The sequence below is a fragment of the Pseudoalteromonas sp. 2CM28B genome, from assembly GCF_023161935.1.
Map to the genome: position 1 here is coordinate 475,001 of NZ_JALNTH010000001.1, position 25,219 is coordinate 500,219.

The window sequence follows — 25,219 nt, forward strand, 5'->3', positions numbered from 1 at the left end:
AATTAATCGGATTGCAAACGGTTATTTTGCGGAGCATGAATGAAAGAAAACGCATACGAGATGCCTTGGCGCACGAACTATGAAGCCATGGCAGCAGCAGGTTGGCTGGTTGGTGCAACTGGGGTAATTGCCGCAGAAATGCTGACTGAGCTACCTCCTGAGCCATTTTGGTGGATGACAGGGATTTCCTCGGGCATGGCGTTGTACCGCCTGCCTGAGGCTTACCGTCTGTATAAGTTGCAGAAGGGGCTAAAAGGCAAACCATTGGCTTTTATGGCGCTGTCGCATTTGCAAAAGGTAATGGCAAAACATCCTGATGAATTGTGGTTAGGGTATGGCTTTGAGTGGGACCAACGTCATGCTCAACGTGCTTATGAAATCTTAAAGCGGGATAAGCAAACCTTGCTTAACCAAGGTCACGGCAAGCAAATGGGTTCGACCTGGATTCATGGTGTTGAGCCCAAAGAAGAAGATGTGTACCAGCCAGTTGGTCACACAGAAGGCCATACCTTAATTGTCGGTACGACCGGTGCCGGAAAAACCCGATGCTTTGATGCGATGATCACTCAGGCCATTTTGCGTAATGAAGCCGTGATTATTATTGACCCTAAGGGAGACAAGGAACTTAAGGATAATGCGCAGCGAGCCTGTATTGCCGCCGGTAGTCCTGAACGCTTTGTGTATTTTCATCCGGGTTTTCCAGAGCATTCAGTACGTCTTAATCCCCTGAGAAACTTTAACCGGGGCACTGAAATTGCCAGCCGAATTGCGGCATTAATCCCATCTGAAACCGGTGCTGATCCATTTAAAGCCTTTGGCCAAATGGCACTGAATAACATAGTGCAAGGTCTGTTGCTTACGTCACAACGTCCTGATCTGAAAACACTGAGACGATTCTTGGAAGGTGGCCCAGAAGGCTTGGTAGTAAAAGCCGTCACGGCCTGGGGGGAGCAGGTGTATCCGAACTTTAGTGTGGAGATCAAGCGCTTTACCGAAAAGGCCAACACCTTGACTAAACAAGCCATGGCGATGCTGCTTTTCTACTACGAACGCATTCAGCCCGTTGCCGCCAATACCGATTTAGAGGGGCTATTGAGTATGTTTGAGCATGACAGAACCCACTATTCCAAGATGGTGGCCTCACTGATGCCGGTACTCAATATGCTCACATCAAGTGAACTAGGCCCATTGCTATCACCGATTGCAAACGATGTGGATGACAGCCGGTTAATTACGGATTCTGGCCGTATTATCAACAATGCCCAAGTGGCGTATATCGGGTTGGATTCATTGACCGACGCCATGGTTGGCAGCGCCATTGGTTCGCTGCTTTTATCCGATCTCACCGCCGTGGCCGGTGACCGCTATAACTATGGTGTTGAAAATCGTCCCGTAAATATCTTCATCGATGAGGCGGCTGAAGTCGTCAACGATCCCTTCATTCAACTGCTCAACAAAGGCCGTGGCGCAAAAATGCGTTGTGTGATTGCTACTCAGACCTTTGCTGACTTTGCAGCTCGAACAGGCAGTGAAGCTAAGGCTCGCCAGGTGTTAGGTAACATCAACAACTTGATAGCCCTTCGGGTGATGGACGCCGAAACGCAGCAGTATATTACTGACAATCTGCCTAAGACTCGGTTGCAGTACATCATGCAAACTCAAGGTATGTCGTCCAACTCGGACAGCCCCGCGTTGTTTACCGGCAATCATGGCGAACGCTTGATGGAGGAAGAAGGCGATATGTTTCCACCGCAGTTATTGGGCCAGCTCCCCAACCTAGAGTACATCGCCAAGCTTTCAGGTGGCCGCGTGATCAAAGGCCGCATTCCTATTTTAACCAGCTCTACACAGGTAGCATAAGGAATCTGTATGCATCATTCAGTCTGTCTGAAAATGACAACACTTACCAGTAAAGAAATGCTCGCTCAGTGGCAGCAACATAACCCCCAGTACAAGGAAACCTTAAGACTGCTTGAAACCGACTGGCCTCATGCTTTGGCCTCGGTGTATTGCTTGGCGGACTACTTAACGGATGCGTTCACGTTAGATGGCCATTCCATCTTTGATTTGTGTCTGTGTAATGGCTTGGGCAGTTATGAAGAAGTCAGTTGTGATGATGACAGTGTACGCCTTTGGCATTTCATTGAGGCACTGACCTGGACTGCCGCCAGTGCTTTAACGGGGATTCGCCTGCGTGATCCTGACCATTTCGAGTGGGCCGCCGTAGATGGTGTGTATTTCTACTCCTGGATTCGTAATCGTCCAAATCGGATGGCGTATTTGGCTGAAGGACGCATCGACGTGCGTTATGAAAGTGGTCACACGACGACAAAGCGGCTTCAACAAGTGATTAAAGCCCGGATTATGACGCCGACCGTTGCAGCCATGCTGGCCCGAGTAGAAGAGGATGTTTGGCATGAGCAAGCATAAGTCGGTTTGGCTACTGTGTCTGGCACTGATGCTGGAGATTATTGCCATTGGCGTGTTAGTGCCCGGTGATTGGACTGGCCGGGTCATTAGTAAAGAGAAGCAGATGATCCAAAATCAATTGGGCGCTCAAACAAGCTATTGGATTGGTCAAACTAGCCATCGCTGGTATCAGTCATGGATTGTGGATACACAGATGGAGCAATCTGTGCGTGATTTTCTAATCCCCACTGAAGAACAACGACTTCGTTCTAAAGGGATGGAGAACATGGGAGGCTTTTGGTTCGTCTGGGTAGAAGACCGTATTCAGTCATTTTTTGATGTGTTGTACCAAGTGTTCACTCGATTTGCTTTGCTGATGGTCTGGTTGCCCTTTGCGCTTATTCTCATGTTACCGGCCCTGTGGGACGGCTTGATGACCTGGAAGATTAAGAAGACAACCTTTGATTTTTCGAGCCCTATTATTCACCGCTACAGCATGATTATCCTGGGCTCAGGTGTCATTTTGCTGTTTATGGGATTGTTTGCCCCGCTGGCCATTCCTCCAGTGGTGTTACCGTCGATGATCATCGGTTTAGCATTGATGGCGGGATTAGCGTTAAGTCACTTGCAGAAGAAGATATGAGGCCAGTTAGACCTCATCTTGTAGAGCTAAAACCTTACGCCTACGGTATTACCGTTCTCGTCTTCAGCAGGCAAATGGTAAGTATCAATAAGGTGACCTTGAAGCCAAATATATTGAGGCATCCAAAATGAGTACTGTCGTATAAGAGCCAATACTTCTTTCATCGGTTTGTTTGCATGAGGTTCGGCAAGACGGAAGTACATGAATGAGCAATCATCTCGAAAATACTCATGAAGCTCTGAATCCGATAGCGTTTCTTTTAGCGGTCTGTTTTGTTCGTCGTCCTCATCAGGGGAATTGGCATAAATTTCAAATAGCTGCTTTTCAGTGAGCATCTCCAAGAAGTGGTCTTCAATTAAGACCCCATCACTGGTATCGACATCCATACCATCTTTGACATCAAAAGCCATGACACATCCAGAAGATAATGCCACTTCTGATGGTTTCAGTACGTCATTAGCTTGTACAACCTGATTCCAATGATTAAAACCAGCAGTTACTGCAATTTCATCGAGTGCTTGAGTGTGTGGAATAGATTTTTCACGTTTAAGCTTTCGTGCTTTTTGCTTTAAACGTTCAACCGTGGCAGAGGAAATGATTTTAGTAATTTGCATTGAGTTTCTCCTATTAGCGAATACGGTGCCCACTGCCGAGGTCGCAGAAAAAACCTAAGCAAAAAATAAATTTGATATGCATGTCGTCCCGTCCGGGTTTGCTAAAGTGGGCAGCTGGTCTCGACACGACCAATATCCCCATCATATCAACCGCATCAAAAAGATCAATTGTTAGTATTGTCTGAGTAGAACCCTCAAAACATTCAAGAATTCGGCATCTAGCTGACCACTGAACCTGCCAATCCCAAGGCATCCTTCACTTCTCAATTCAAACAACGAGGAGTGACTATGGAACCTGTGAGTATTCCGTCCTATATCGATGACCCGCCGCACTTCCTGCTTTGGAGTGCCGACGAGATGGCTCCCATTCTGTTGGGGCTAGTGATCGGCATTTTTACCGGTAATGCTTTGGTTTTATGCCTGTTGGGGTTGGTGACAACCAAGCTCTATCGGCGTTTTCGTGATGGTCGCCCGGATGGTTTTATTCTTCACGCCATCTACTGGGCCGGACTGTTGCCAACCAAAGCCAAGACGATCCCTAACCCATTTATCAGGAGCTATCTGCCGTGAAGTTCGACGTGTTTTTAAAATCATGGCAAGGCACGCAATTAGAGAACCGATGGCAACGGTTCCTGATTGCGGTGCTGGTGCTATCTAACTTGCTGCTTGCGGTAGCGGCATTTTCTCGCAATACCGTGGTAGCCATTCAACCACCAACTTTGTCTGAACCGGCTGAAGTGTCACGAAACCAAGCCACTCAACCTTACCTTGAATCCTGGGGACTCTACCTGGCTGAGCTTATGGGTAACGTGACGCCAGGTAATGTGTCTTTCATCCGGGTTGCCATTGAGCCGCTACTTTCTCCAGCGGTGTACCAGCAAGTGGTCGATGCACTGGAGATTCAGGCAAGACAAATCCGCGAAGACCGGGTCACGCTCAAATTCCAACCCAGACAAGTGGAATATGAGTATGAAACCGGCCATGTCTTTGTGACCGGTTATTCCTTGGTTTCTGGACCATCTGGAGATGAGCAGCGCCAAACTCGCACCTATGAGTTTGACATCGATATTGAGCAATACCGTCCAAAACTTAGCTGGATGGATACGTATGAGGGGCAAGCTAGAACGAAGCGCGTTCGTGAAAAGTTGACCCAAGAGCAAAACCGGAGGGTGAATGATGCGAACCAAAATTAGTCGATGGATGACACCAAGCTTAATCGCAATGAGCTTGAGTGGCGTCCTGTTATCTCAAGCGTCGTATGCAGACGTGGAATTGCCGATTGTGCCAGCCAGTGTGATGAAGCAGTCTGCTACTGCAAATCCACCGACTCAAACCAATACGGCTTCAACGGATGTGCCAACAACGCTACTGATGACACCGGGGGTTAATGAACTAATCCCTGTAGCACTTGGCCATCTGAATCGGATTGTGACGCCGTTTGAATCGCCTCAGGTGAGAACAACCAGTGATGCTCAGACGCAAATCAAGGGGAATGTTGTATATGTGGCCACGGACAAAGAATCACCGGTTTCACTTTACATCACTCCGCCTGGTCAGGAAGCGCCTGCGTTATCTGTCACCTTAGTACCTCGTCGTATTCCACCGCGTGAAATCACCTTAGCTATTGATGGTCAGCAGTGGCCTATTAAGGGCGTCGTGAACCGAAAAGCCGCCACTTGGGAAACGGCTCAGCCATACGTCGATAGCCTACGTGATTTACTCAGACGACTTGCACTAAATGAACTACCACAAGGCTATGACATCCGTTTGGCTGGCCAAACTGACACAAGCCCGAAATGTTTTCAGCCGGGCTTAAAGTTTGGTTTTAAGCAGGGGCAAATTGTGACGGGACATTACTTCACCGTCTATGTAGGACTGGTTGAAAGCTTTGCCGATGAGCCGATAGAAGCCAGTGAAATAGCTTGTCATGCACCAGATATAGTGGCAAGCGCCTACTGGCCTCGCAATATCTTGTTGCCGGGTGAAAAGACTGAGTTGTATGTGGTTGTTCGCAATCATCGTGAAGAAGCGGTGGAAAGTCAGCGACCTTCGCTTCTTGTGGGAGGTGAATAACGATGAAAGCACAATGGGAACAAATGAGCCCGAACATGAAGCGGGGTCTATCGGTTGCTGGTATTGCTGGTGGTCTCATTCTTATGGTTATGGTGTTTTCACCTAATCCTGATGATGGCGCGAACAGTCGGAACCGACAGGAAACGATCCGGCACATTCTTACGGATACCAATACTCGTGATGTTGGCGTCGATAGTTTGGCTGCAAACGTAAAACTACTCAGTGAGCGCAATGAACAGTTACGCCGTGAAGTTGAGCGCTTGCGTCGTGACGTCGATTCAGGACGGCTAAGCCCAGGTTCGCCTTCTATACCAAGTGAAGTCAATGCGGAGCTGGCCCGCCTTAGAGCGGAACTTGATGATGTTCGCGCTGGAGGTGATGCAGCAGTTGAAGGCACAAATAGCCGTTTTGAAGTGCCTTTATCTGCCATGGAATTGCCTAAAGACGAAAAGCCACTGCCGTCTAACCCAGACGACTATTTTGCCAATGCGCCGCTGCCTGATTCGCTCTATCAGCAGCCAGCCAATGGCCAAGGTACACGAGCACGAGATGTTCCATTGCCGCCAATCACGATTCGTATGATTGAGCCTGAAGTGGTTGCTGAACCAGAGGTTGTTGTGCAAGAAGCGCCGCCTTTGTATCTACCGGCGGGCAGCATCATCTCAGGTACTTTGATCACCGGTTTGGATGCACCTACTCACGAGTCCGCAAGACGCGAGCCTTTTCCTGCATTGCTGAGGATTCAAAAGGAAGCCATTTTACCCAACCGATTTAGAGCGGATATCAAAGAGTGTTTCTTGATCGCCGCAGGTTACGGTGATTTGAGCTCTGAGCGTGCCTATTTGCGAGGCGAGACCATTTCATGTGTGAGAGAAGATGGTGGCGTCATTGAAACGCGACTGGATTCTTATGCCGTGGGTGAAGACGGCAAAGCCGGTATTCGTGGCCGATTAGTGTCGAAACAAGGCCAGCTGGTGGCCAAATCGATGATGGCCGGATTCCTTCAGGGCTTGGCTGGCGCATTTGATGTGAATCCTGTACCAACGATTCAGACGGGGAATGCCGGTGATACTCAGCTGTACCAGCAAGTCATGAGCCAAGAAGCATTACAAGGCGCTGCGATTAAAGGCACAGGTAAAGCATTGGATCGAGTGGCCAAGTTCTATTTGGACATGGCTGAAAATATGTTCCCAGTCATAGAGGTAGACGCTGCAAGGAAAATTGAAGTCATAGTCACTCGTGGTGCCTCGTTGTCGTTGGCCACTTCGCAAAGGGGTGGTGCAAGAAGATGAAAAAATCCTGCATGTTGCTAACCGATCGAAGTCCGTTTCAGACAATAAGATGTGTATCCAGAGGAGAGTTAACCATGACGACATCAATGCAGAACAACCCAAAGCACCAGTCAAAACAGTGGTCTAAAGCTGGATTACTTTTATTGGCAGTCGGCTCAACCTTATTGTCTGGCTGTAGTTCATTGGGTCTTGGGAGTAGTGAATATGGATGCCCAGGTATGCCTGACGGTGTGCGCTGTTTATCCGCTCGTGAAGTCTATGAGCTTACCAGTAATGGCGCTGCACCCAAGACGATTGATGCTGTGGCGACTCGAATTGGTTCTCCCTCTGGGTATTCACAATCTGATTTAGAGACAGGACTGCTGAGCCATCCAGCATTACCTGAGACGCAGCAATCTGCACCTCTTCGCATTCCTTCAAGGGTGATGCGAATTTGGATTGCTCCTTGGGAGGATGACCGTGGAGATCTGAATTTTTCCAGCTACGTGTTTACCGAAATTGAACCGCGCCGGTGGGATATTGGGGTGTCAGCACCTCGAACGGTTTCGCCAGTGCTACGTCCACTTCAGACTCAAAGCGATTCAGCCTCAGCGGGAGCTGATGGTAAGCGTGATAACTTGAGTATCTACGGAGAAACTAACGAATGACAAATGCAGTTCGCACCATTCAAACTCAGCGCCTAATGACCATTGGTGCGCTTGGTTTAATGGCGTTAATGATTTCGGAGCCCTCATTTGCGGGCACCGGTGGTGATGCTTTCACTGATGTGTGGGATACCCTAAAAGATTGGACCCAAGGTACTTTGGGACGGATCGTAGCGGGAGCCATGGTTCTGGTGGGTATTGTGGGCGGTATCGCTCGCCAAAGCTTGATGGCTTTTGCCTTGGGCATTGGTGGCGGTATGGGTCTCTACAATACGCCAACAGTCGTTGAAAGTGTTATGTCTGCAACCTTACCTATCGTTGCCAGCACTCAAGAAGTCATTAGCACAACAGTTCCAGCAATCAGCGCCGTTTTACTGGGCACCTGATAACAATAAAAAACGCCCAAGCGGCCAGATATCTGACGGCTTGGGCGTCATCCTACCCCGTACCCGTTTATCATGACGGCGTTTCAGTTATAAGTAGTCAAAGTAAAGTTGTTTGGGTTCTTTTCATTGTCTTGGCTTCATGAGAGTTATGTGATGTACAAAATGGTACTTATAGGTTATAAATTTACCCAAAGGGTGTGAAAAATACCTTCCTGTAAAAACCTTTATTTGTTCGGTGGTGCGCAATTAATAAGGCCTTTGAATCGAAGGTTGTTGGCACGATGCTTGATATTTAGGATGAACAACTTATTCGATCAAAGGACGAAACATGGCGTTATTAAGATACGCAAACTTAGGAATTCACAGGCCAGACATCCTGCTTAGTAAAGCAGTGAGTGGTCTTGGTGACTTTTATAAGTATTTAGACACCACTCGAAAATACCTAGAAAGTACGAAGGCTGTTAAAGCGGTAGCTTGGGAAAAGCTGGACGATGCTCAAAGTGGAGTATGGATACAATTAGTTGAGCCTGCCGATAACTGCGGTGATTTCGAAAAGAACTTAAAGCTCTTTTTAGATGAAAGTACCGACACGGTATACGAAGCAAGCCCCGCTAGATGGAAAGCCGTGGGTAGTGCCGCTAGAGAATGCCCAAATTGTAGAAGTCACGGTAAACCTAAAATGGCTTATGCAACTGAGGAGCACGCGGACGAAATTGCGAGTGAATTAGGCAATGGGCTGTCGTCGTATGAGTGTCCAGACGGTTATGGTTGGCATTTGACGGGTAAATCACAAAGCAATGTTGGATTCAATAAATCCAACGCAATTTCAGTCCTGGACAGAAATGTAGAGAATGACAGCTTGTTATTGGATCGTTTACCTGACCACGACTATTTGGTTATTCGTCCAAACACATACCAGTTAAAGTGTCAGATTAATGCATTACAAAGCTTACAAGACACCCCTTCTATTCACCATCTTCCGCTATTGAGGCTGTTTGAAGGTAAGGATCATGCTAAGTGGCCGAATGTTCCTTATGATGAGCACTTATTTAACGATGACTACTACGTTCTTACCGATGGAGCAAGAGAGGGAACATCTCAGCAGCGTGATTTTGTAAATATTGCACTCAATACACCAGACTTTGCCTTCCTTGAAGGCCCCCCAGGATCTGGCAAAACTACAGCCATTTGCGAACTGATTCTTCAATTAATAAAGCGAGGTAAGCGGATCTTACTTTGTGCATCAACACACGTTGCTGTTGACAATGTTCTTGAACGAATGATGTCTGAAGAAAATATTTATCGCGACATGGTGTTACCTGTACGGATTGGAGATAAATCAAGCGTTTCTCAAAAGGCAAAGCCATGGCAATTGGAAGAGTTTGTTAAAACTGAACGCACAAGATTGCTAAAACATCTTCAGCAACAACCGCACATTTCAGTTAGTCAGAAGTTACTTAAAAGTAAGGTCGGTGAAGGTAAACATATTGTTGAGCGTCTTGTTCTTGAAGCGGCGAATTTAGTTTGCGGGACAACTATTGGTTTGCTTCAGCATCCTGATATCAAAAATAAACAATCAACATCGCCAATCTTCGATGTGATGATTATTGATGAAGCATCAAAAACAACTTTTCAAGAGTTTTTGGTGCCAGCGGTACTTGCCAAGCGTTGGATCATGGTGGGAGACCCAAAACAGCTTTCACCTTATGTTGATGATGAAGCTACCGAAGTAAATTTGCAGCCATGTTTACAGGATAGTTATCAGCGAGAAGCATGCGCAGATATTTTCTCTGCTCGACAAATCAATATTCAGAAACGAGAAGTATCCTTGGTTTGCACTGACGATGAAAAGACAATTGAATTTTATCATCAGCAAGCAAAGTCCAAAAATGTATTGGTTGCATCATCTACAGGTCCGAAGACAGATCTCCCTTACGCATCAGTAATCCTTGGTTCGTCAGCGTTCATCGCTCAGAATGCTAATCACCTACCCCTGGATTTGACGACCATAAGGGGGCTGCCTGCGTTACCGGAAAAGTTAGAAATGCGACTTGCAGCGCATTCGAGATTAACTCGTACAAAAATCAAGACCGAGTCCGATAGCTGGGAATCCCAGTTAGCGTGGCGACTGGCTCGTATGTACGAACAGCGCCTAAATACAGAATCTAACGGAAGTTCTAAAACTGTTAATAAGTTAGAGGAAGATATCAAAGCGCTACTACCATTTGACTCAGAAAAAGATACGTTCACTGCAATAGACAGGGTACGTAGGATCGCACTGCCTTCTATCCTTGAATCACTACAAGTTGGATTTGAACGAACAGAGTATCAGAAACAAGGCACCGCTCTGTCTGATGGACTTCCAGCCAGTGTTTTGGAACAACGACAAATACGGCTTAGTTACCAGCACAGAATGCATCCAGACATTGCCGAGTTTTCCCGAGTACATATATACCATGAAAAAGCACTGCAAAGTCCTGATGGCCAAGCTGAAAAGCGGGACTGGGGATACCGAAGCGGCTCACATCGTTGTATATGGCACGATGTTAAAGGTCGAAAAGGAAAAGAAGGTGAAATCACCGCTGAAGTAGAAGAAATATTAAAAGAATTAAGTCGCTTTGATTCTTGGGCAAAATCAAACCCAAATGTTGAGAAAAACCAACAAAAGCCTTGGGAAGTTGCTGTTTTGGCATTCTATCGGGCTCAAGAGCGAGCTATACGTCGAGCTTTACGAAAGTGGACGGGAAATCATCACGGAGTAAGGCATTTCTATCGAGGTGAAAAATCCTCACCGTATATTGATATTCAGATATGTACCGTAGACCGTTTTCAAGGGCATGAGGCTGATTTTGTCATGCTTAGTTTCGCAAATAACCATCCCACGAGTTTTCTTGAAAGCCCAAATCGCTTGAATGTGGCAATTACGAGGGCCAAGCATCAGCTCATTGTGTACGGAAACCGCCCTGCAATGCAAAAGGCATCGGGTGTGTTAGGTACTTTTGCCAGCAATTCTTACTGGTCTACAACAATCGAGACTGAATCACAGGAGGCACTATGAGCCAGGACATCATACTAAAACGAGAAATTAAAACTGAAAGTTGGCTCATACAGGGTGAAATCGCGCTGGCAGATAGCCGTCCAGAAATTAACTGCGTGCTGCAATTCCTTCAAGATTATCCGAATGCGAGTTCTGCTGAGTGCTCCGAGCATTTATTTGGGGAGAAATTCGGACGTCGTGTAGTTGCTGATAGGTTACTAAACATATGTCGATTATATGGGCTTGCTGAGTCTAATCGAGACCAATACAGGCTCACTGAATCAGGACTGATTGCTCTTGAGAAAGATCAAATCCTAGTGCCAGAAGATGGGTGTTGGAGCCTTTGCGTTTGTCATGAGCCTTTATTGCCTCATCCACTTCTTACTATTGATGCGCACACAGAGCCTAGTGCAGCGTCGATCGGACTTGGAAAAAACAGAAATGAGCTAAATGAAAGAGCAAAGCGACTAGTTGAGGTTCCTCAACTAGTCAAAGACGTTCGTGGCCTGAAGGTTGAACCAATAGGTGGAGGTTCGGAAGTACGCGTTGACAAAATTGAACTCAAAGGTGAGCGCATCTCACCGCAAGGAAAACCGTATTACATCGAGTGGAATGTGACTGAAGGCAATGTCGATGTGAAGCGCGGAAAGGATCTTATATTTTCACGTCGGGTTGAACCAATCAGTCGTCAGCAAGTTTTGAAAGTACTTCTGCATAGTGAGGGCTTGCTTGAACAATGGGATGAGCAAACTGAAATCTTGTCAGTGGTTTTCGAAAATACTACTGAATCTGAGCGAATCAATATGAAGCGCTCGGTAAGCGTAAAAAGACCATCTGTTCACAAGTTGGGCTCGTTTGATGCGATGAAGTTACACAATATTTCTATATCAGCATTGACTGAATTGGATGCTAAAAAGTGGGCTGAATGGAGATTAGAGAAAAATATCAATATGTATGCCACTAATAGCAAGTACCAAGTTTGGAGAGAAAAAGCACTCGAACCTTTTAAACGTTGGAATTTCACACTACCTGATAGGGCTGAGTTGGCAAATCAGTTTTGGACTGAAGAAGACCAGCAAAATCAGCATACCTGGCATGTCATTGCAGCCCATGATTGGAACCTATAAGGAATAATAGTGATGAATTTAATTGAAAAGTTTACTAAGACTGAAACTAAGATTGTTGATCAATCAAATACCAAGTTGCCCCCTGTGCTTTTGCCTGTTTTACCTAAACAGGTATCTGATCCGCAACCTATTAATAGCTCTTTGTTCTGCAATGAGCTGCAATCAAGAGTTGTCGAATTAATCGATAATGCTGAGCACTCGGTTATTCTTAGTACGTTTTTACTTGCTGATGAGAATGTCGAATCTGCTGTCCTAAAAGCTGCAAAGCGCAAAGTTCGTGTGTACATACTATTGGCATGTGAGACTCGTCTTGATGGCGATGTGCCTGACGATGACTTTGGTAAGAAGTGTCTTGTGCAGCATAAGGAAATGTTAAACAAATTGTCTGGACATGTTCACTTTGCATCTGCGCCGCATTTCCACGCAAAAGCCGTTGTTATAGACGCATTACATGAAACTGGTAATGCTAAAGGGTTGCTTTTAACGGCAAACCTTACAGAAGAAGCACTTTTACGAAATGAAGAGCTGGGGGTCGCGCTTTCACGCCATCAAATAGCTGAGATCGTGAATGTGTTCCGTTGGGCAATCTTCGAGAGTGCGCAGCACCATATGACAAGCCGTGGTGAATTCTCAGCATATAAGTCGCCAGGCAATGTCAGATACCCAAGGGAATTAACTGAAATACTGGTCACATCGAGTGAAGACGCTCGAATTAGGGAACACGCATTAGCGTTGATCAATCAAGCGGAAAATGAACTCATCATATCGAGTTTTGGATGGCAAGAGGACCATCAGCTTGTAAAAGCAATATGTGAACGTGCGAAGTCGGGGCTAAAAGTCACCATTCTATCTCGCCAAAGACCCGCAGCCATGCCAGCGTTGTTGGCTATGAAACAGGCTGGTGCATCGGTGATGTGTTTTAAATGGCTACATGCCAAAGCGATTGTAGTAGATGGAATGCATGGCATGGTGATGTCGGCCAATTTTCAAGCGCATGGTATGGATCAAGGCTTTGAGTTAGGCGTAAAACTCACCGGTATTCAGGTAAAAGAGCTGATGAACTGCTTAGATATGTTTTTAACTAATAGCCACAATGAATTGAGCATCGACATGAGTCTAGGGATGATTTCTGGTGGTTTTGAAGCTTGGGAAAATAATACATTCAAGAGGTACTCAGTCAGCGAAGTAGACATTGTTGAGTTATCACCTATAAAAGCAGATTGTTTGTCTGATATGGATAAGCACCCAAAAATACCCAATGCAAACTGGCGGGAAAAAACATCGCACAAGATTGAGTATAAATGGCGTATAGAGCCGCCAGTTATCACTAACGCCAGTCCAGAGTATTTCAAACCTTTAACGGCTAAGGATAAAACTTCTAAGAAGCAGGATTCAGGATCGCCTAGAGAGAGTTATGAGCCAAAGGTTGTTCGACTGACAAAAAAACAGTTAGCTATTACAGTTCGTCAAGAATACGAACTTGCCATGGCAAAAAGGCTGAAGCAAAGTGAATTGCCAAACGCCCGAATTGTATTGGAGGCGTAATTTTGGATAACAAAAACACACTGCTTTGTTGGCACTCAAAAAGAGCTGGGGTTGAGGTATTAGACGAAGCGTTAAAGCGGCTTAAGAATCGTAAAGTTTATGTTGGCAAAGTAATTGTTCTTACTCAGTCAGCTGGGGATAACAGTCTGTACAAAGAGCATGAATTTGGCGATATACAGATTACCTTTCGAACTGTAGCTATCGAGAACCCAGCTGATCATAACGAAATCTATCACGCAATAGAGTCTGAGATTATTCCAGAGCTAAAGCTTGAACAGAATCTTCATATCAATGTATCGCCGGGAACTCCGGCGATGCATGCGGTTTGGTTGATTCTTCATGCTCGGGGGCATTTTCCACGCGAAACAATCCTCTGGTCATCACAATATAACCCCGATACCAAAAGAACCAGCATTGCCAAAGTTGATTTCAGTGTAAATACGTATTTGGCAGAGATCTCTGCTATTTCAAGTTCAGAGGGCGGTTACGCCCTTTACGATTTAGACCCTAAATCAAAAGCAAGGCAGGATGCATTACAAACGTTAAAGCAGTTCTCTTGTGTTCCCAAAGCTCCGTTACTTGTACTGGGTGAACGTGGTACAGGGAAAACGAGGCTAATTGAAACCGTTGTCGGTAAGGTAAAGCAAAAGCAGGTTGTTACGCTTGCATGTGGAGGACTAGATTCTCAAGTGGTTGATAGTATGTTGTTTGGCCACGTAAAAGGTGCCTTCACTGGGGCGGAAAAGGATCGCAATGGACTTTTGAAAGAAGCAAATGGAAAAGTTTTGTTTTTGGATGAGATTCAAGATTTACCAACTTCGGTTCAGCGAAAGCTGGTTCGAGTGCTTCAAGATAACCATCACAGTTTTCGCCCTGTTGGAAGTGACACTGAGGAAGCATCTGACTTCGAGCTAGTTTGTGCGAGTAATAAATCACTTGAGCAATTGGCAACGATACTCGATGCTGATTTCTTTGATCGTGTATCCATGCTCACAATAACAATACCTCCACTTCGTGCATGCAGAGAAGATATTCTGTCGGATTGGCAAAGAATCTGGCAGGAAGTTAATGTTAACCCCAATCTGCCTGCGGAAGCTCCAGTATCAAATGAATTAATCCAGTTTTTTAACTCGGCATATTTACCAGGTAACTTACGTGACCTAAAAAAGCTGGCATACATGTCTTGTGCTTTTTTGAGCTCCCAAACGACAGAGTCGGCAATCTCTAGCTCATTAGCTGCGTTGGGCGAGCCTGTTATCCAGGAGGATAGTCCTGACACAAGGTTTGCATTTGGTGATTTATCCAAGACAACTAAGGATGAGTTAATGAAAGCGTTTCATAAGGAATTTGCAACAGCTGCCAAAAAGCAATTTGGTACATGGGTTAAAGCCGCAGAAGCATTGAAGGTAGATCAAAAAACTTTGCAAAAGTATATGAGAGACAATTGAGTTATTTTAGTGTGTGATTGTTTTCATTAAGATTTGGTGTTGGTGCTGCTTAGCAAGACGACAAATTCTTCAATCTATCTAACCGAGTCCACATAGGACAACTGCATAGACTGGAGCCTCGATATACATTAACGAGGACTCCTCATGCGAAAACTATCTCCAATCATTCTGGCGCTTGCGCTGTCTCCTTTGGTTCAAGCTGAACCTGTGTCTGAAGTGTCGCCCGTTGGCAAAATTGACGGCATGGTTTCTTTACCTGTCACGGGTATGAAAGCGGTCGAAAGCAATGGCCGTATTGTTTTCATGTCAGACAGTGGCCGGTTCGTCATTGATGGCACGCTCTATGATGCCTGGTCCAAAAAGCCGCTTACCAGCCTTGAAGAAATTCGTGAAGCGGGGAACACGCTGGACTTAAGTCGTCTTGGCTTAAAAATGGATGATTTGAACCCACTGACGCTGGGCGAAGGCAAAAAGAAAGTGGTGGTCTTTGTTGACCCACGATGCCCGCACTGCCATGAGCTTTTGAAACAAGCTTTACCGTTAACCAAAGAATACACCTTCCAAATACTCCCTGTGCCAGTGCTTGGTCCTGATTCAGAGCGTCAGGTTCGCCAGCTTGGCTGTGCGCGTGACAAAAAAGCGGCCACCGATGCATTGCTGAATGGCCGGATTGGTAACCTAGAACAGGATGATGCCTGCAACTTAGAACCAATGCAGCGTACCTTGGTGACGGCTCAAATCCTGGGCATTCAAGGTGTGCCTTTCATCGTCGCCAATGATGGTCGCATCAGCCGAGGCCGTCCTTATGATCTTTCTGCTTGGTTGGAGGGGCGTTAATGAAAGCCTCTCTGTATTCAGGGCAACGCGCTTCAGAGCTCTTGCCAGTATTGGCCTATTCCGACGATGAGCAACTGTTTTTCATGGAAGACCAAAGTGTTGGCTTTGGTTTTCTATGTGACCCATTGCCAGGTGGTGATGAGTCTGTTGCAGACAGGGTTAATGTTCTACTCAACAACGACTGGCCAAAAGACACTTTGCTGCAATTTGGCCTGTACGCATCCCCTGATATTCAAACCGACCTTCAGCGCATGATGGGCTTACGGCATCGTCAATCCGATCCATTGCTTAGGGCGTCGATACGCAAACGTGCGGATTTCCTCGATGGGGGCACGGTTCAACCGATAGAAGAATCGACCCAGACTCAGGTACGCAACTTTCAACTGATCGTCACCTGCAAATTGCCTTTGGAAAGTCCTATACCGACGGAGCGTGAGTTGAGTCGAGCATCCGCGCTTCGGGCTTCTTTCTCGCAAGCGCTGGCAACGGTTGGTTTTCGCGTCACGGAGATGACTGACCGAAATTGGCTCGCAGCATTAAGTGCGCAGCTTAACTGGGGAAAAGATGCTTCCTGGCGCAATCCATCACCAATCCGCAGTGAGGCAGATAAACCACTTCGAGAGCAAGTGTTGGATTATGACCGAGCTATCAAGGTGGATAGCCAAGGTCTGATGCTGGGTGATTACCGAGTTAAAACCTTATCGTTTAAGCGCTTGCCTGAGCGGATCTGGTTTGGTCATGCCGCAAGTTTTGCGGGCGATATGATGACGGGCAGTCGCGGTTTACGCGGCAGCTTTTTGCTAAATGTCACCATTCACTTTCCCTCAGCTGAGGCGATGCGATCTCGTTTAGAGACGAAGCGTCAGTGGGCGGTCAATCAGGCCTATGGCCCGATGCTCAAGTTTGTGCCGGTGCTTGCAGCCAAGAAAAAGGGATTTGATGTTCTTTTTGAAGCTTTGCAAGAAGGTGATCGTCCTATTCGGGCCAATATGACTTTGACGCTGTTTTCACCAACGGAAGAAGCGTCCATCAGCTCTGTTTCAAATGCTCGAACTTATTTCAAAGAACTCGGATTTGAGCTGATGGAAGACAAGTACTTCTGTTTGCCCATTTTCCTGAATGCCTTGCCTTTTGGTGCTGACCGCCAAGCGATGAACGACTTGTTTCGATTCAAGACTATGGCGACACGGCATGTGATCCCTCTGTTGCCTTTGTTTGCGGATTGGAAAGGCACTGGCACGCCAGTGATTAACTTTGTTTCCCGTAATGGCCAGATCATGAGTGTGTCCCTTTATGACTCGGGCAGTAATTACAACTGTTGCATCGCGGCGCAATCGGGGTCGGGCAAGTCATTCCTGGTGAACGAAATCATCTCCTCCTACTTATCAGAAGGCGGCCAATGCTGGGTGATTGATGTTGGCCGCTCTTATGAAAAGCTGTGTGAAGTTTATGACGGAGAGTTCTTACAGTTCGGGCGGGATAGTGGCATTTGCTTAAACCCGTTTGAAATCGTTGAGGACTATGACGAAGAAGCGGATGTACTGGTTGGGTTATTGGCCGCAATGGCCGCACCTACGCAGTCATTAACCGATTTTCAGATGGCCAATCTAAAGCGTCAGACCCGTGAACTGTGGGAGAAAAAAGGTCGTGCCATGTTGGTTGATGATGTGGCAGAGGCTTTAAAAAATCATGAAGACCGACGTGTGCAGGACGTGGGTGAGCAGCTCTATCCGTTTACGACACAGGGCGAATATGGCCGTTTCTTTAATGGTCACAACAATATTCGCTTCAAAAACCGTTTCACTGTTTTGGAGTTAGAAGAGCTCAAGGGGCGCAAGCACCTACAACAAGTGGTGTTGCTTCAGCTTATCTACCAAATCCAACAAGAGATGTACTTAGGTGAGCGGGATCGTCGCAAGATTGTGTTTATCGACGAAGCCTGGGATCTGCTGACTCAAGGTGATGTCGGTAAGTTCATCGAGACGGGTTACCGGCGATTTCGAAAATATGGCGGCAGTGCTGTAACGGTAACGCAGTCGGTCAACGATTTGTATGACAGCCCTACAGGTAAAGCCATCGCTGAAAACTCGGCCAATATGTACCTGCTTGGCCAAAAAGCTGAAACCATCAACGCACTCAAAAAAGAAGGCCGCTTGCCACTAGGTGAAGGCGGTTATGAGTACCTGAAAACCGTTCATACCGTCACTGGTGTCTATTCCGAAATTTTCTTTATTACCGAAATGGGCACCGGGATTGGCCGCCTCATCGTCGATCCGTTTCACAAGCTGTTGTACTCGTCCCGTGCAGAAGATGTAAACGCGATTAAACAGTTAACGCGCAAAGGCCTTTCTGTTGCTGATGCCATCTCTCAGTTGTTGAAGGAGCGAGGCTATGAATAAAACCACGCTTTGGCCATTTATGGCCTCTATTACTTTGTCTATTGCAGGCAGCGGTTTAATGACCAGCTGGCTCTTAATGAAAACACTCGAACCCATCCACAGCCAGTTGGCGTTAAGTACGCCCATTGCAGTCGTAGATTTTGGGGAGGCGGTGTTGTCACTGGGCCCCAATGCCAGCGAACAAGACATCGAATCCAGGTTGCTTCAGACCAATCAGCAAATTGAAAAGTTAAAAAAAGCCGGTTTTATCGTGCTGGATGCCCAAGCGGTGGTGGGTGCTGATGATTCCGTATTTGTGCCAGTAGGCTCAAAGGAGGTGTCTCATGCAGATACTCCGTAAAAGAATGCCTTGGCGGCCATACCTCATCCGGTTGACTGTTCTTGCGTTAATCATGGCCTTGGTAGGCACCTACGCCATGATGCGCTACCGAATAGGTATTGATACCCAGCAAGAGCGCTGCCTGCCTGATACCACGGTGTATCTGATTGACCTATGGAATAAAGAGCCCGTTAAGGATGGTTTGTATGCCTTCCACTCAAAAGGACTCGCTCCGTTATATAACGACGGTACTCGGATGCTGAAACGCCTAACAGGGATGCCTGGGGATGAAGTCAATGTGACGCCTGATCATGTGCTGGTGAACGGTGCTGAAGTCTCTACCGGCATGGCATTAGCCCAGCGTCTTGGTGTGGCGGGATCACAATTTAGCCGCTCATTGACGCTGCAAGAAAACGAGTATTGGTTTTCCGGTGAGGCCGCAACGAGTTTCGACTCCCGTTATTGGAATGCCGTTAAGCGCGAGCAGATTGTCGGTCGCGCTTGGCCGCTTTGGTAGGAGGTGGATGATGCAAAGACTATGTCTCTTATTTTTGTTGGTTGCTCCATTGTCTTGGGTTCAAGTGTCCTGGGCACAAGAGCCTTTTCCGTTGTCTGACGAGGACAAAAAGATCGTCGAAATGAGCCGCAGCATTTTACAAAGTGCTGTGGATGGTTCATCTGAATTTATTGAGCCTTTTACACCGGTTGAACAACCTGTGTCGCTCAAACACAGCGATGAATGGTTGATATTTGCGTCGTCCTCACTGGGGGATTCCTCACTGAAGCAGCTATTTAAAGAGGCCAGTGCTACCGGCGCTATTGTGTTGTTTCGGGGAATTCCTGAAGGAAAGACCTTGGGGGCGGCTATCCGTGATTGGCATATGCTGATGACGGGGCTTGATCCTGTTCCTCAGGTTCGAATTGATCCGAAAGCCTTTGTGCACTGGCGGGTGACTAGCGTGCCTGCCATTTTCCGCATAGAAGATGACAAGGTGACTGCAAGTGCACTAGGGGTTTACAGCAAGGACTGGTTGCAGCGTCAAATTGAAACAGGCAATACCGGTTCATTGGGTCAACGCGGTCCAATTCATTCGATTTTAGAACCGGATTTGATGCAAGTGGCGATGCAGCGTTTACAGTCGCTTGACCTGGGCGCGTTAAAGAAAAAAGCCATTGAGCGTTTCTGGTCTCGCCAAACATTCACTGACTTACCCAAAGCCACGCAGTATCGGATAAGAACGGTTGATCCAACCATCGTCATGCAGCGGCCACTATTGGATGCCAATGGCCGAACATTGATCCCAGCAGGAACGCGTATTAACCCGCTAAAAGCCTTGCCATTTACTCAGCAGCTCGTGGTGTTTAATGCGTCGAACGCTGAAGAAGTGGACGCAGTAGCGCATTGGCTTGAGACGCAAGATAGGACACTGCGCCGCATTACGCTTATCACCACGCAGCTCGACCGTGCCCAAGGCTGGAATCGCCTCAATGCGCTCGAAAAGACATTGAATAGTCCGGTTTACCTTCTCAATGCCTCGCTAAAGCAGCGCTTTGATCTGCAAGTCACCCCATCGTTTGTTCAAGCAAAGGGACTAGCGTTTGAAATAGAAGAAATTCCAGCAAAGGAGCTTGTTCATGAAAAAGCTCAATAATACGTATCGTCTGTTGTGGACTCTCGTTGTCATGTTTGTCCTAAGCGCATCTATTCCTGCAAAAGCCGAACTGACCTGCCCAGACGCGGGTTTATTGTCGGGCAAGTTGCTGACGGATGTTTGCTGGTCATGCATTTTTCCTATCCGGGTTGCCGGTCTTCCTCTTGGCTCAGGCAATGTCCCAAGCGGCGCATCAAACAAGTCGTTTTGCTTATGTGAAGATAACTTAGGTGTGCCAAGGCCAGGTATTGTTACCAGCATGTGGGAGCCAGCGCGTTTGATTGAACTGGTCAGAACGCCAGGTTGTTCGCCTTCACTGGGAGGGATTCGCTTACCGTTAGGTGATAGGCGATTGCAAGGTGGTCATGGTGAGGGTGAATACGATACCGGTGATCTCGCTTTCTACCATTACCATTATTACGCCTTTCCGCTTTTGGTCATGCTCGATTTGTTCATGGATGGCAATTGCAATGCCGATGGTTACATGGACTTTGACTTGATGTATTTGTCGGAATTGGACCCGACATGGCTGAACGATGAACTGGCCTTTTTTACTCAGCCTGAAGCGGCTGCCGTTGCCAATCCATTAGCTATCTCTGCTTGTACCGCTGACGCTGCCTCATCAACGCTTGGTAAACCCATCGACCAGTTGTTTTGGTGTGCTGGCAGTTGGGGACATCTCTATCCGTTATCTGGCCACACCTTAGCCTTTGGTTCATTAGCAGAAAACACCAGTCATTTAGCGGCGCGTGCAATCGCGGCTCAACACAGGCGTGGTCTTGCAAGACGAACAATGGGGAACAGTGCGCTATGCCGACCTGTTATCGAACCCATGCTGCCGAAATCACAATACAAGATGAGTATGTTCTTCCCTGTACCGGAAACTGAAAGTGCGCATGTCATCGGTGAAAGCACCATGAAATGGGGAGAGTGGAGAATGATCCCCGGTGCCGGTGAAGATGCGCTCTACATTTTGTGGCGCTGGCAAGACTGCTGTAACTCGGGAGGTTAACCATGAAACCAACGCTTTTTACCCGAGTTTTAGCGGGTATTTTATCAATCACTATGGCGTGCTTGCCCTTACATGGTGTGGCCGCTGATGTGCAGCGCCAATCCGGCCTAAGCGGACAACAAGAAGGTAAGCAATTACTGCAAAACTGGACGATGCCCGCACTTAACGGCAATACGTTGTCGGTGCCGAATGGCAGTGGTAATGAGACGATTAACTTGCAAGAGCTTTTCCCTGGTATGGATCAGGGCTCATTGGATGTCTTAACGGGCGTTTATGGCTCTGATGCCAGTATGAATCAATTGGGGACACAGCGCCAAGAGAGCATGGCATCCGAAAGTGGCGCTATGGGTGAAGCATTTCGTTCGCTACAGCAAATCAAAGACCGGTCTCGGCCAGATATGGTCAATGATCCGCTTTGGGCATTAACTGATGCGGTTCAAACTGACCCCAATCTATTAACGCAAAGCTTCCCAGGCTGTGAGTCTCAAGGTGAAGGCAGCCCAAATTACCAGCAATGTGACAGGCTCAATACAGCGGTTAACAGCTGCACTATTACTCACGATTACACGGCAGGCATCATTGAGCATGTTTCAGGGCCGATGAACCTTCGCTCTTGTGGTGAAGGGTGTCTTGAAGTTTGGATAGGACGTATTGGCGACAACTACTGGAGTGGCCGTTGTAAAGTGTTTGAACAGGCCATCACACTAAAAGTCGTGAACCCCGATGCGATTACTTCAGCCGTTCTTGAGTACGCCAAATGGGATGACTACATGCAAGTTTGGCTTGGCGATCAGAAAGTCTGGTCTGGGCCGAACAATAACTTTCCACCAGAAACGGCTGGCCGCTGCGAGCTCAGTACCAGTTGGGAGCGCAATCCTAATACTGACCTCACCGCCAAGTTAAAAGCGGTAGAGCCCGGTTTAGAAGTGCCAGTCAAAATTCGCGTATCGGTAACGGGTAGTGGTGAGGGGTATGCACGCATCAAGGTCCGCTTTGATCCAACCAAGGTGGTGATGAATGATAGTTGGTCACCACAGTCCTGTATCGAACAAGCAGCGGATATCCCGGCTAAGTTTTCAGACTACAGCATTCAATGTACGGATCAGCCGTCATCAACCAACGGATGTACGGTGGTCAATGGTGTTTCAGTTTGTGAATCCTATTTTGCCCCAAGCCCAGTGGCTGGCATATCGCCTTTGTGTCGGCGTGTACAAGTTAGTGTGGATGATGAAAGCTATAAGGGGATTGAAAATCAGGCCTGCCAAGTGCTTGAAGCGAATCCTTCCTGTGGATTCATGTCGTCAGAATGTGCCGAGACCAATGATAAAGGTGAATGCATTCGTTTTACCGATACCTATGACTGTGGATTGCAAACCAGCGATCCAAAGTGTGTGGTATCCAATCTTATGCCGAGTAGTTTTGAGGCCTGTGAGCCTACTCAGACGATCACGCCATTTACTGAAACCAAGCATGTACCCGATTACCAGGTGTGCGAGAAGATCAGCACGCTTACTCAGTGTCAGTTAGAACGACGTGTATCCGTTGAAACCCATCAAAAAAGCTGGTCCATTGAGCGCGGTTGCTTTAGCTCTGAAACGCTCAGCTTTGTTCCACAGCACAGCAGCACTATGCAAACTGGAAACGCGACGCTGAGGATTTTTGATAATCAAAATACTGAGATACAAATCACCGAGTCGCCATCGAAGGCAAATGGTTGGAAAACGACACTCTCATTGACGGGCAACAAGGAGACGGTGACTGAGACGAAACCGTCCATTAAGTACCCTGAAATGACCTGTCCAAAAGGAACCTTGGTTGGCTCATTGTGCAAGGTCGTTAATGGGTCGATTATTTCGTGGCATGAACCTCAGGAAGTCACTCGTTCCAGATGTGAATCCGGCTGGAATAAAGTCGATTTCGACACTTGCAGCCGAGAAGTCCAGAAGTGTTTGGTTCCTGCGAAACTGAGAGCTTCATTGACCTTCTCCGGCAAGTACTTAGAACAGGACATTGTTCATCAATCAAGTGATCCCGGCATAGACCAATGCTTGATGCAAACGGATCAGTTCACTGCGGTGCAGTGGCAGTGTTTGGATACGGGCACAAAACGAATCGACGGGTTAACGGTTGGTAGTGGCGAGTTGGCCAATCTTGGAAGCCTTTATCCGGCTGTTGTTTCGTCTCCTGCTCATTTAACCAGTCGCGGCAGTTCTGATGGACTGGGGCTCTCATGCTGGAGGGCAAGAGCGACCTACAATGCTTCGACTGCTCATCCAGAGTTCAACATGGGCAGCTCAGATAGCTGGGTAGATGCCAATGGTAATACACAAACCATCGTCAATAACGGACAAAACACGACCACCAATACGTGTGCCGCGCTAGAGCAAAACCCTGCCTGCCAGTATGTCAGAACCGAATGCACTGAAGGCGGGGCTGGTCATGAAGGCTTCTGTTATATCCAAAGTTTGGTGTATGACTGCGGACAAAGCGTTGAAGTGCAAAATGCTCGAATGGAAACTCAATACAACTGTGAGGGGCCAGTTCGCTGTATGGGCACTGATTGTTTAGAGCCAGAGTCAATCAAGCAGGCTAACTTTGCAGAAGCAGCTGCGATGCTTAATGCGGCGCAGTTTATGACCAATGATATGTCATGTACGGGCGCTGATGGCCAAGATAACGTCGAGTGTACGGTCTTTAAAGGTAATGCTGGCCAGTGCAAAAAAGCCGTTGGTGGCATAGTGGATTGCTGTGAAAAGCCAAGTGGCGTGTCGTTATCGGATTACATCACGATGATAGTGGCGGTTAACAAGCTTGATACGGCAGTCATGGCCATGAATCCGTCTTCGGCAATCTATGGTTCGTGGAATACGCTCAGGGAACCAATCACCAGTACCTGGAGTGCGGTTAAAGAGCCTTTTGTGTCTGCATGGGACTCTCTCATGGGGGCTGGGCCATCAACGGCTGCTGGCGCGGGAGCGGAGCAAGCTGCGACTGGCTTTATGCAGGTGTTGACCAACAAAACGGCTGAGTGGGTAGGCTCTACGTTTGGTTCGGGGGCGCAATCGGCACTGTTTAGTAACGTTGGTGGCGCAGTTGGAGCCGATGGTGTCGTTTCGGGTGGTAACTTTGCCCTGGGGGGCGCTGCGGGCGCGGTTCTGAGTACGGTTATGACGGCCTACATGATTTATTCAGTCACTATGATCCTCATTCAGCTTATCTGGAAATGTGAGCAGAGCGAGTTTGAAATGAACGCCAAGCGGGTATTGAAGAGTTGCCACTATGTAGGCTCTTACTGCAAGTCTAAGTTCTTAGGTGCCTGTGTTGAAAAACGGCAGTCATATTGCTGTTTTACTTCGCCACTTTCACGGATCATTCAAGAACAAGTGCGTCCGCAACTTGGTCTTGGCTGGGGCAGTGCGAAATCTCCCAACTGTGAAGGTTTGACCGCGAGTCAGTTAAACCAAGTGGATTGGAGCCAAGTCAATCTTGATGAATGGATAGGTATTTTATCGATAACTGGCAACCTACCTGAAGTACCGTCACTGGATCTGGAACGACTCACAGGCTCAGGAAGTACGCTAAATGTTGATGGAAACCGTCAAAGTGCCGCAGATAGAGCCATTGAACGGCTAAACGGAATGGATGCACAGAAACTGCGTCAGGAGGCGACGGAAGAAATTTCGGGGAATAATTGAGTGTTGTACCAGAGGTGGTTAGGGGTAGACTTTAGCTCAGACGGCTTTTCATTAATGTTTCATATTGGTTACTTTAATGCATTTTTT

At 47.3% G+C, this 25,219-nt stretch carries 21 protein-coding genes; 20 read left to right on the forward strand and 1 reads right to left on the reverse strand.

The window, feature by feature from the left end:
* Positions 1-39 precede the first annotated feature (39 nt).
* From traD to MTN96_RS02165, 3 genes are read left to right on the forward strand one after another with little or no spacing between them, the layout of a single operon-like run.
* Positions 40-1,860 carry a conjugative transfer system coupling protein TraD gene (traD, locus tag MTN96_RS02155; RefSeq protein ID WP_248530614.1) on the forward strand — a complete coding sequence of 607 codons (1,821 nt, stop codon included), beginning with the start codon at positions 40-42 and terminating at the stop codon, positions 1,858-1,860.
* A 9-nt stretch (positions 1,861-1,869) separates the two neighbouring features.
* A complete protein-coding gene (locus MTN96_RS02160; protein ID WP_248530615.1) occupies positions 1,870-2,430 on the forward strand; it encodes a conjugative transfer protein in 561 nt (186 codons plus the stop codon).
* Positions 2,417-3,052 carry a DUF4400 domain-containing protein gene (locus tag MTN96_RS02165; protein ID WP_248530616.1) on the forward strand — a complete coding sequence of 212 codons (636 nt, stop codon included), beginning with the start codon at positions 2,417-2,419 and terminating at the stop codon, positions 3,050-3,052. The genes MTN96_RS02160 and MTN96_RS02165 overlap by 14 nt, the downstream gene beginning before the upstream one ends.
* A 26-nt stretch (positions 3,053-3,078) precedes the next feature.
* Here the strand turns inward: MTN96_RS02165 and MTN96_RS02170 are convergent, their stop codons facing one another.
* Positions 3,079-3,666: a plasmid-related protein gene (locus tag MTN96_RS02170; RefSeq protein ID WP_248530617.1), complete on the reverse strand. Its 588-nt coding sequence runs from the start codon at positions 3,664-3,666 to the stop codon at positions 3,079-3,081.
* 288 nt (positions 3,667-3,954) lie between these two features.
* Between MTN96_RS02170 and traL the strand changes: the two genes are divergently transcribed.
* The 17 genes from traL to traN all read left to right on the forward strand — a co-directional run bounded on the left by traL (position 3,955) and on the right by traN (position 25,132).
* Positions 3,955-4,236, forward strand: a complete 282-nt coding sequence (gene traL, locus MTN96_RS02175; RefSeq protein ID WP_000433891.1) for a type IV conjugative transfer system protein TraL — start codon at positions 3,955-3,957, stop codon at positions 4,234-4,236.
* The gene (locus tag MTN96_RS02180) at positions 4,233-4,859 is read left to right on the forward strand and encodes a TraE/TraK family type IV conjugative transfer system protein (RefSeq protein WP_000667167.1); all 627 of its coding nucleotides are present in this window, start codon (positions 4,233-4,235) and stop codon (positions 4,857-4,859) included. Before traL ends, MTN96_RS02180 begins: the two co-directional genes overlap by 4 nt.
* Positions 4,843-5,739, forward strand: coding sequence for a type-F conjugative transfer system secretin TraK (locus tag MTN96_RS02185; RefSeq protein ID WP_108479663.1), 897 nt, complete (start codon positions 4,843-4,845; stop codon positions 5,737-5,739). The genes MTN96_RS02180 and MTN96_RS02185 overlap by 17 nt, the downstream gene beginning before the upstream one ends.
* A gap of 2 nt (positions 5,740-5,741) precedes the next feature.
* Entirely contained in the window at positions 5,742-7,031 is a 1,290-nt protein-coding gene (locus MTN96_RS02190) for a TraB/VirB10 family protein (RefSeq protein WP_248530618.1), read from the forward strand.
* A gap of 74 nt (positions 7,032-7,105) precedes the next feature.
* Positions 7,106-7,678, forward strand: coding sequence for a type IV conjugative transfer system lipoprotein TraV (gene traV / locus MTN96_RS02195; RefSeq protein ID WP_222132879.1), 573 nt, complete (start codon positions 7,106-7,108; stop codon positions 7,676-7,678).
* Complete coding sequence (gene traA, locus MTN96_RS02200; RefSeq protein WP_248530619.1) at positions 7,675-8,061, forward strand: TraA family conjugative transfer protein; 387 nt, start codon at positions 7,675-7,677, stop codon at positions 8,059-8,061. The genes traV and traA overlap by 4 nt, the downstream gene beginning before the upstream one ends.
* A gap of 328 nt (positions 8,062-8,389) precedes the next feature.
* Positions 8,390-11,119, forward strand: a complete 2,730-nt coding sequence (locus MTN96_RS02205) for a DEAD/DEAH box helicase (RefSeq protein WP_248530620.1) — start codon at positions 8,390-8,392, stop codon at positions 11,117-11,119.
* Complete coding sequence (locus tag MTN96_RS02210; RefSeq protein ID WP_248530621.1) at positions 11,116-12,225, forward strand: hypothetical protein; 1,110 nt, start codon at positions 11,116-11,118, stop codon at positions 12,223-12,225. Before MTN96_RS02205 ends, MTN96_RS02210 begins: the two co-directional genes overlap by 4 nt.
* 12 nt (positions 12,226-12,237) lie before the next feature.
* Positions 12,238-13,770, forward strand: a complete 1,533-nt coding sequence (locus tag MTN96_RS02215; protein ID WP_248530660.1) for a phosphatidylserine/phosphatidylglycerophosphate/cardiolipin synthase family protein — start codon at positions 12,238-12,240, stop codon at positions 13,768-13,770.
* Between the two features lie 2 nt (positions 13,771-13,772).
* Complete coding sequence (locus MTN96_RS02220; protein WP_032469923.1) at positions 13,773-15,218, forward strand: sigma-54 dependent transcriptional regulator; 1,446 nt, start codon at positions 13,773-13,775, stop codon at positions 15,216-15,218.
* A 144-nt stretch (positions 15,219-15,362) separates the two neighbouring features.
* Positions 15,363-16,055 carry a DsbC family protein gene (locus MTN96_RS02225; RefSeq protein ID WP_001228924.1) on the forward strand — a complete coding sequence of 231 codons (693 nt, stop codon included), beginning with the start codon at positions 15,363-15,365 and terminating at the stop codon, positions 16,053-16,055.
* Positions 16,055-18,454, forward strand: a complete 2,400-nt coding sequence (gene traC / locus MTN96_RS02230) for a type IV secretion system protein TraC (protein WP_024008831.1) — start codon at positions 16,055-16,057, stop codon at positions 18,452-18,454. Before MTN96_RS02225 ends, traC begins: the two co-directional genes overlap by 1 nt.
* Positions 18,447-18,794 carry a plasmid-related protein gene (locus MTN96_RS02235; protein ID WP_071701358.1) on the forward strand — a complete coding sequence of 116 codons (348 nt, stop codon included), beginning with the start codon at positions 18,447-18,449 and terminating at the stop codon, positions 18,792-18,794. Before traC ends, MTN96_RS02235 begins: the two co-directional genes overlap by 8 nt.
* On the forward strand, positions 18,778-19,290 hold the full coding sequence (locus MTN96_RS02240) for a S26 family signal peptidase (protein ID WP_248530622.1): 513 nt from the start codon (positions 18,778-18,780) through the stop codon (positions 19,288-19,290). The genes MTN96_RS02235 and MTN96_RS02240 overlap by 17 nt, the downstream gene beginning before the upstream one ends.
* 10 nt (positions 19,291-19,300) lie before the next feature.
* Positions 19,301-20,425 (forward strand): TrbC family F-type conjugative pilus assembly protein, encoded by a 1,125-nt coding sequence (locus MTN96_RS02245; RefSeq protein ID WP_248530661.1) that lies wholly within the window; start codon positions 19,301-19,303, stop codon positions 20,423-20,425.
* Entirely contained in the window at positions 20,409-21,437 is a 1,029-nt protein-coding gene (locus MTN96_RS02250) for a TraU family protein (protein WP_248530623.1), read from the forward strand. The genes MTN96_RS02245 and MTN96_RS02250 overlap by 17 nt, the downstream gene beginning before the upstream one ends.
* A 2-nt stretch (positions 21,438-21,439) precedes the next feature.
* On the forward strand, positions 21,440-25,132 hold the full coding sequence (gene traN / locus MTN96_RS02255; protein ID WP_248530624.1) for a conjugal transfer protein TraN: 3,693 nt from the start codon (positions 21,440-21,442) through the stop codon (positions 25,130-25,132).
* Positions 25,133-25,219: the final 87 nt, after the last annotated feature.

Coding starts and splice junctions, on each gene's coding strand:
- MTN96_RS02225 (WP_001228924.1), top strand. CDS start 15,363: ATGCGAAAACTATCTCCAATCATTCTGGCGCTTGCGCTGTCTCCTTTG.
- MTN96_RS02210 (WP_248530621.1), top strand. CDS start 11,116: ATGAGCCAGGACATCATACTAAAACGAGAAATTAAAACTGAAAGTTGG.
- traV (WP_222132879.1), top strand. CDS start 7,106: ATGACGACATCAATGCAGAACAACCCAAAGCACCAGTCAAAACAGTGG.
- MTN96_RS02190 (WP_248530618.1), top strand. CDS start 5,742: ATGAAAGCACAATGGGAACAAATGAGCCCGAACATGAAGCGGGGTCTA.
- traD (WP_248530614.1), top strand. CDS start 40: ATGAAAGAAAACGCATACGAGATGCCTTGGCGCACGAACTATGAAGCC.
- traL (WP_000433891.1), top strand. CDS start 3,955: ATGGAACCTGTGAGTATTCCGTCCTATATCGATGACCCGCCGCACTTC.
- MTN96_RS02240 (WP_248530622.1), top strand. CDS start 18,778: ATGCAGATACTCCGTAAAAGAATGCCTTGGCGGCCATACCTCATCCGG.
- MTN96_RS02185 (WP_108479663.1), top strand. CDS start 4,843: ATGCGAACCAAAATTAGTCGATGGATGACACCAAGCTTAATCGCAATG.
- traA (WP_248530619.1), top strand. CDS start 7,675: ATGACAAATGCAGTTCGCACCATTCAAACTCAGCGCCTAATGACCATT.
- MTN96_RS02245 (WP_248530661.1), top strand. CDS start 19,301: ATGCAAAGACTATGTCTCTTATTTTTGTTGGTTGCTCCATTGTCTTGG.
- MTN96_RS02160 (WP_248530615.1), top strand. CDS start 1,870: ATGCATCATTCAGTCTGTCTGAAAATGACAACACTTACCAGTAAAGAA.
- MTN96_RS02250 (WP_248530623.1), top strand. CDS start 20,409: ATGAAAAAGCTCAATAATACGTATCGTCTGTTGTGGACTCTCGTTGTC.
- MTN96_RS02235 (WP_071701358.1), top strand. CDS start 18,447: ATGAATAAAACCACGCTTTGGCCATTTATGGCCTCTATTACTTTGTCT.
- MTN96_RS02215 (WP_248530660.1), top strand. CDS start 12,238: ATGAATTTAATTGAAAAGTTTACTAAGACTGAAACTAAGATTGTTGAT.
- MTN96_RS02205 (WP_248530620.1), top strand. CDS start 8,390: ATGGCGTTATTAAGATACGCAAACTTAGGAATTCACAGGCCAGACATC.
- traN (WP_248530624.1), top strand. CDS start 21,440: ATGAAACCAACGCTTTTTACCCGAGTTTTAGCGGGTATTTTATCAATC.
- traC (WP_024008831.1), top strand. CDS start 16,055: ATGAAAGCCTCTCTGTATTCAGGGCAACGCGCTTCAGAGCTCTTGCCA.
- MTN96_RS02170 (WP_248530617.1), bottom strand. CDS start 3,666: ATGCAAATTACTAAAATCATTTCCTCTGCCACGGTTGAACGTTTAAAG.
- MTN96_RS02165 (WP_248530616.1), top strand. CDS start 2,417: ATGAGCAAGCATAAGTCGGTTTGGCTACTGTGTCTGGCACTGATGCTG.